General features: G+C 53.9%; 7 protein-coding genes. All 7 read left to right on the forward strand.

All coding sequences use genetic code 11. The annotated features are described in order from the left end of the window. The first annotated feature begins 25 nt into the window (after positions 1-25). The 7 genes from RTP97_RS17290 (at position 26) to cysW (ending at position 6,317) form a co-directional block, all read left to right on the forward strand. Positions 26-604, forward strand: coding sequence for an RpoE-regulated lipoprotein (locus RTP97_RS17290; RefSeq protein WP_312415861.1), 579 nt, complete (start codon positions 26-28; stop codon positions 602-604). A gap of 93 nt (positions 605-697) precedes the next feature. Next, positions 698-1,597 carry a Dyp-type peroxidase gene (locus RTP97_RS17295; RefSeq protein ID WP_312415864.1) on the forward strand — a complete coding sequence of 300 codons (900 nt, stop codon included), beginning with the start codon at positions 698-700 and terminating at the stop codon, positions 1,595-1,597. A 204-nt stretch (positions 1,598-1,801) separates the two neighbouring features. Beyond that, positions 1,802-3,148, forward strand: coding sequence for an OprD family outer membrane porin (locus tag RTP97_RS17300; RefSeq protein WP_312415867.1), 1,347 nt, complete (start codon positions 1,802-1,804; stop codon positions 3,146-3,148). Between the two features lie 141 nt (positions 3,149-3,289). After that, positions 3,290-3,430: a hypothetical protein gene (locus tag RTP97_RS17305; RefSeq protein ID WP_312415870.1), complete on the forward strand. Its 141-nt coding sequence runs from the start codon at positions 3,290-3,292 to the stop codon at positions 3,428-3,430. A 165-nt stretch (positions 3,431-3,595) separates the two neighbouring features. Continuing rightward, positions 3,596-4,612 carry a sulfate ABC transporter substrate-binding protein gene (locus RTP97_RS17310; protein ID WP_312415873.1) on the forward strand — a complete coding sequence of 339 codons (1,017 nt, stop codon included), beginning with the start codon at positions 3,596-3,598 and terminating at the stop codon, positions 4,610-4,612. After that, on the forward strand, positions 4,612-5,445 hold the full coding sequence (gene cysT / locus RTP97_RS17315; RefSeq protein ID WP_312415875.1) for a sulfate/thiosulfate ABC transporter permease CysT: 834 nt from the start codon (positions 4,612-4,614) through the stop codon (positions 5,443-5,445). Before RTP97_RS17310 ends, cysT begins: the two co-directional genes overlap by 1 nt. After that, positions 5,445-6,317, forward strand: a complete 873-nt coding sequence (cysW, locus tag RTP97_RS17320) for a sulfate/thiosulfate ABC transporter permease CysW (protein ID WP_312415878.1) — start codon at positions 5,445-5,447, stop codon at positions 6,315-6,317. Before cysT ends, cysW begins: the two co-directional genes overlap by 1 nt. The last annotated feature ends 31 nt before the right edge of the window (positions 6,318-6,348 follow it).

Genomic DNA, 6,348 nt, shown 5'->3' on the forward strand with positions numbered 1-6,348 from the left:
AAACCAAGACGAAAGGATTTAAGCCATGAAATCGCTGCGTATGCTTCTCTGCGTCCTGCCGCTGGCCCTGACCGGCTGTTCAACCCTCGGATCGGTGAACTGGTCAGCAGCTAACCCCTGGAACTGGTTTGGTTCCTCATCGGAGGTGACCGACGAGGGGGTGGGGGCGCTGACGGCAGATACCGCGCTGGATGAAGAGTCTATCGCCGACGCGCTGGATGGCGACTATCGCCTGCGCAGCGGGATGCGCTCTGAACAGGGTGGCCACGTGGTCCGCTTCTATGAGGCGCTGGATGGCGATAAGGTTGCATTAATCATCAACGGCGAAAGCGGCAAAATCAGCCGCATCGATGTGCTTGACGACAGCATAGAGAGCGACACCGGGGCGAAGGTCGGTATGCCCTTTAGCGAACTCTACGACAAAGCCTACGGCAACTGCACCAAAGCCACCGGCGACGATAGCGGCGGCGTAGAGTGTAAGGCCCAGGGCAGCCAGCACGTCAGCTATGTCTTTACCGGCAGTTGGAATGGTCCGGAGGGTCTAATGCCACCGGATGACGAGCTGAAAAAATGGACCCTGAATAAGATTATTTGGCGTCGTTAATTTGATCGGAACAATCCTGGTCCTCTGAAAAAACGGGTACAATAGCGCTATTGATGCCGCGGTTGCGCGGCATGTTTTTTTAGAGGAGTAGCGATGTCTCAGGTTCAAAGCGGCATTTTGCCAGAACACTGCCGGGCGGCGATTTGGATCGAAGCGAACGTAAAGGGTGACGTTAACGCCCTGCGCGAAGGCAGTAAAATTTTTGCCGACAAGCTGGCTAACTTCCAGCTCGCCTTTGCTGAGGCGAATCTCGGCGCGGTGGTGGCCTTTGGTCACCGCGTCTGGCCCGAGCTGAGCGGTGAGGAAGGGGCCGAAGAGCTGAAAGCGTTCGTTCCCTACGGCAAGGGGCTGGCCCCGGCCACTCAGTACGATGTGATGATCCACATTCTCTCTCTGCGTCACGACGTCAACTTCTCCGTTGCCCAGGCGGCGCTGGCAGCCTTTGGCGACGCGCTGGAGGTGAAAGAGGAGACCCACGGCTTCCGCTGGGTTGAGGATCGCGACCTGAGCGGCTTTGTTGACGGTACGGAGAACCCGGCCGGCAGCGAGAAACGTACCGAGGTAGCTGTGATTCAGGAGGGCATCGACGCGGGCGGCAGCTACGTCTTCGTCCAGCGTTGGGAGCATAACCTGAAGCAGCTTCACCGGATGAGCGTGCCGGATCAGGAGATGATGATTGGCCGCACCAAAGAGGCAAATGAAGAGATCGACGGCGATGCCCGTCCAATTACGTCGCACCTGAGCCGCGTCGATTTGAAAGAAAACGGCAAGGGGCTAAAAATCGTGCGCCAGAGCCTGCCTTACGGTACGGCGAGCGGCAAGCACGGGCTCTACTTCTGCGCCTACTGCGCCCGCCTGTATAACATTGAACAGCAGCTGTTAAGCATGTTTGGTGATACCGACGGCAAGCGTGACGCCATGCTGCGCTTCACCCGCCCGGTGACCGGTGGCTACTATTTTGCCCCGTCGTTAGACCGTCTATTAAATCTGTAATTTTCTCTTAGCCTCTGCCCTTCTGTGAAGGGCAGAGGCTCGCCCTGTGGTAATTAATATCCGACCATTCAAATGTGACAGCTCTCCCTTTTTATTTTTTTAAACTATATTATTTTCCCGCCCGCATTATTGCCTTTTATTTCCTGATGATCTCTGGAAGTATTATTTATTACAAGAATAAGTTTAAAAGGATTTATGATGAGAATGAAAAAGCTGTTATTAATGGCGTGCTCGCCATGCTGTTTTTTTATAACCGATGTCAATGCGAGTGACTGGGAAAAAAGCCTTGCTGACGATCCCTTCTTTGCAGATTCCTCCTTTGAGATTTCAGCAAGGAATATGTGGAAATACTTAAAGACGGAGAACCGTTACGATAATGAGCAAGCGCGCTATGCCACCTCGGTACAGCAGGCGTGGGCGCAAGGGGTGACGGTTGACTATACCTCAGGGTATTTCGCTGACTTTATCGGTTTTGATGCCTCTTATTACAGCGCCGCAAAATTAGGCGCCAGTGATAACTTTGCCTCCCGTGCCATTCTCTATAATGATGACGGTGAAGCCAAAGGCTATACCAAAATAGGTCAGCGCTACGCGAAGCTGAAAATGAATATTCTTCGCGCTAAAGTTAACGTCAAAGGCGGCTGGTTTACCATCAAGAATACGGGCATCTTCTCTAACTCACAGCGAATGTCCCTCAACACCCATTCAGGCTGGTTTGCCAATACCGCCATCGATAACGTGAATATTGATACGCTGTTTCTCGACGGTAAGGTGATGCGGCGTGATAGCCCTAACATAGACAGGATGTATATTCGTGATGGCAACGGAGAGAGCCGCAATGTCGACCATGTCATCACTGGCGGCATAAATTACCAGACTAAACCCCTGAAAGCCTACTACTTCTACGGCGTGGCCGATGACCTGCTTTTCAAGCAGGGCTTTGAAGGATGGTGGGATGCATTTCCAGATATCACCCTGGGGACGCAAATTTATGAGCAGGAGTATGGTAGCGATGCGAAAAGAACAACCTCCAGCACCGCCAGGGGAAAACAGGATTTTGATAAGCGTGCCTGGCACTACTCGGCAACAATAGAGTGGCGTATTCCACAAACGCCCTGGAAAATATTGGGTGGTTTAACCTATACCGAGGCTAAGAAAACAAACGGCGTAGGGCAATTTACCCGTAACGTCATCGGCAATGCTCGCGGTCGCTTTAACTCACCGGCCTATGCGGATATCGATTACGTGCGTGACGGTGAAACCATGCTGGCGTTAGCCGCTGAATATAAATTTACCCCCGATCTCTCCGTGGGCGTACGGACAAACTATAGTGAATTCGATTATGAAGGTGAAACGTTGCGCCAGGGGCAGTTAGGGATGTATAGCAACTGGAACCCGGCAAAAAACTGGTCTGTCTATTTAAATGGCGGTTACGGCTGGCATCATGAACAGGAGTCAGACTACACCACGCCAAAACTTTATAACGGGCATTCGCAACGTGCGAATTCGCTTTGCGGAGAGATGAGCGTAACTTACCGCTTTAAACTTTAAATATAATTACAACTAATAACTTTATTCATACTCAACCTATTGCATATGGATATTAAAAGCTACTTTTCAAAAACGATACATCTGAACCTGCTTAAAAAGGTCTATTTTCTGTTTCATGAGAACCCACGGGTCCTTTTTTCAGTGAGTGACGTGTGCGAATTCGCCGATCTCAACAGGAAGCAGGTTGGGTTTATCTTAACTATTCTGGTCAGGCTGCACATGGTCTACCGGGAGATCAAAAAGCCTGGCGCGAGTAATCGCTATCTCTATCGCGCCAGATGATGCGCTCTGTAAGCGGTGCCCGACTACTGAGAGCCGTAGCCCGGACACCGCTTATGCTCTTTTCTACTTGCAAATCACCAAACGGTATATAAAACCGTTACTCCTTTGGTACTGCTTATAAATAAACTGTGATTTTGATAGTCATCACAGATATAAGGGTGCGCAATGGCCGTTAACTTACTGAAAAAAGGATATCTCACGCTTGCCGCTTCAGTGTTGCTGGTAGCGCAGGCGCAGGCGACCGAGCTGCTCAACAGCTCCTATGACGTCTCTCGCGAGCTGTTTGCCGCCCTTAATCCGCCTTTTGAGCAGCAGTGGGCGAAAGAGAACGGCGGCGACACGCTCACCATCAAACAGTCCCATGCCGGCTCTTCCAAGCAGGCGCTAGCTATTTTACAGGGACTCAAGGCGGACGTGGTGACCTATAACCAGGTCACGGACGTGCAGATCCTGCATGACAAAGGCAAGCTGATCCCGGCGGACTGGCAGAGCCGCCTGCCGAACAACAGCTCGCCGTTCTACTCCACAATGGCGTTCCTGGTGCGTAAGGGCAACCCAAAAAATATCCACGACTGGAATGACCTGGTGCGTTCCGACGTGAAGCTGATCTTCCCGAATCCGAAAACTTCCGGCAACGCACGCTACACCTACCTGGCGGCCTGGGGTGCGGCAGATAAAGCCGACGGCGGCGATAAGGCGAAAACCGAGCAGTTTATGACTCAGTTCCTGAAAAACGTTGAGGTATTTGATACCGGCGGCCGCGGAGCAACCACCACTTTTGTTGAGCGTGGCCTCGGCGACGTGCTGATCACCTTCGAATCAGAAGTGAATACTATCCGTAAACAGTATGAAGCCCAGGGCTTCGAGGTCGTGGTGCCAAAAGTGAACATCCTGGCGGAGTTCCCGGTAGCATGGGTTGATAAAAACGTGCAGGCCAATGGCACAGAGAAGGCGGCAAAAGCCTACCTGAACTATCTCTATAGCCCGCAGGCGCAGACCATCATCACCGACTACTACTACCGCGTGAATAACCCGGAAGTGATGGATAAGTTGAAAGATAAGTTCCCGCAGACCGAGCTGTTCAAAGTTGAAGATCGCTTTGGTGCCTGGCCGGAGGTGATGAAAACCCACTTTGGTAGCGGCGGTGAGCTGGATAAGCTGCTGGCGGCGGGGCGTAGCTAATGTTTGCAGTTGCTTCAAAACGCGTGCTGCCCGGCTTTACCCTGAGCCTCGGGACCAGCCTGCTGTTCGTCTGCCTGATCCTGCTTCTGCCTCTCAGCGCACTGGTTATGCAGCTCTCGGAGATGAGCTGGGATCAATACTGGGAGGTGGTGACCAACCCGCAGGTTGTCGCCGCTTACAAGGTCACGCTGCTGTCAGCCTTTGTCGCCTCGATTTTCAACGGCGTCTTCGGCCTGCTGATGGCGTGGATCCTGACGCGCTACCGTTTTCCAGGGCGCACCCTGCTGGATGCGCTGATGGATCTGCCGTTTGCCCTGCCGACGGCGGTGGCGGGCCTGACCCTGGCCTCGCTCTTTTCAGTCAACGGCTTCTACGGCCAGTGGCTGGCGCAGTTTGATATCAAAGTCACCTACACCTGGCTCGGTATCGCCGTGGCGATGGCCTTTACCAGCATCCCCTTTGTGGTGCGGACGGTACAGCCGGTGCTGGAGGAGCTGGGGCCAGAGTATGAAGAGGCGGCCCAGACGCTGGGCGCAACGCGTCTGCAAAGCTTCCGCAAAGTGGTGATGCCGGAGCTCTCCCCGGCGCTGCTGGCAGGCGTGGCGCTGTCGTTTACCCGCAGCCTCGGCGAGTTCGGCGCGGTGATCTTTATTGCGGGTAACATCGCGTGGAAAACCGAGGTGACCTCGCTGATGATCTTCGTGCGCCTGCAGGAGTTTGACTACCCGGCAGCAAGCGCCATTGCCTCGGTGATCCTCGCGGCCTCTCTGCTGCTGCTGTTCTCAATTAATACTCTGCAAAGTCGCTTTGGTCGACGAGTGGTAGGTCACTAATGGCGGAAGTCTCCCAACTGAAACACGATCGTTCCCGGATTAACTGGGGTAAGTGGTTCCTGATCGGCACCGGAATGCTGATCTCGGCATTCATCCTGGTGGTGCCGATGATCTACATCTTCGTGCAGGCCTTTAGTAAAGGGCTGATGCCGGTGCTGGAGAACCTGGCCAATCCGGATATGCTCCACGCTATCTGGCTTACGGTGCTGATTGCGCTGATAACCGTCCCGGTTAACCTGGTGTTCGGGACGCTGCTCGCGTGGCTGGTGACCCGCTTTAACTTCCCGGGCCGTCAGCTGCTGCTGACCCTGCTCGATATTCCGTTTGCGGTATCGCCGGTCGTCGCGGGTCTCGTCTACCTGCTGTTTTACGGCTCCAACGGCCCGCTCGGCGGCTGGCTCGACGAGCATAACTTACAGATTATGTTTGCCTGGCCCGGCATGGCGCTGGTGACCATTTTCGTCACCTGTCCGTTTGTGGTGCGCGAGCTGGTGCCGGTGATGCTCAGCCAGGGCAGCCACGAAGACGAGGCGGCGATCCTGCTGGGCGCATCCGGCTGGCAGATGTTCCGTCGCGTCACGCTGCCAAATATCCGCTGGGCGCTGCTCTACGGCGTGGTGCTGACTAACGCCCGCGCTATCGGTGAGTTTGGTGCGGTATCGGTGGTCTCCGGTTCGATTCGCGGCGAGACCCTGTCACTCCCGCTACAGATTGAGTTACTTGAGCAGGACTACAACACGGTAGGCTCCTTTACCGCCGCCGCCCTGCTGACGTTAATGGCTATTTTGACCCTGTTTTTAAAGAGTGGGTTGCAGTGGCGTTTACATAATCAAGAGAAACGCGCGCAACAGGAGGGAAATCATGAGCATTGAGATTGCCAATATTAAGAAGTCCTTTGGTCGC

The organism is Pseudescherichia sp. (genome assembly GCF_031998825.1).
Taxonomy (GTDB): Bacteria; Pseudomonadota; Gammaproteobacteria; order Enterobacterales; family Enterobacteriaceae; genus Pseudescherichia.

Excerpts from the sequence above, each read along its gene's own strand:
- RTP97_RS17290 (WP_312415861.1), top strand. The coding sequence starts at position 26 with ATGAAATCGCTGCGTATGCTTCTCTGCGTCCTGCCGCTGGCCCTGACC.
- RTP97_RS17295 (WP_312415864.1), top strand. The coding sequence starts at position 698 with ATGTCTCAGGTTCAAAGCGGCATTTTGCCAGAACACTGCCGGGCGGCG.
- RTP97_RS17300 (WP_312415867.1), top strand. The coding sequence starts at position 1,802 with ATGAAAAAGCTGTTATTAATGGCGTGCTCGCCATGCTGTTTTTTTATA.
- RTP97_RS17310 (WP_312415873.1), top strand. The coding sequence starts at position 3,596 with ATGGCCGTTAACTTACTGAAAAAAGGATATCTCACGCTTGCCGCTTCA.
- cysT (WP_312415875.1), top strand. The coding sequence starts at position 4,612 with ATGTTTGCAGTTGCTTCAAAACGCGTGCTGCCCGGCTTTACCCTGAGC.
- cysW (WP_312415878.1), top strand. The coding sequence starts at position 5,445 with ATGGCGGAAGTCTCCCAACTGAAACACGATCGTTCCCGGATTAACTGG.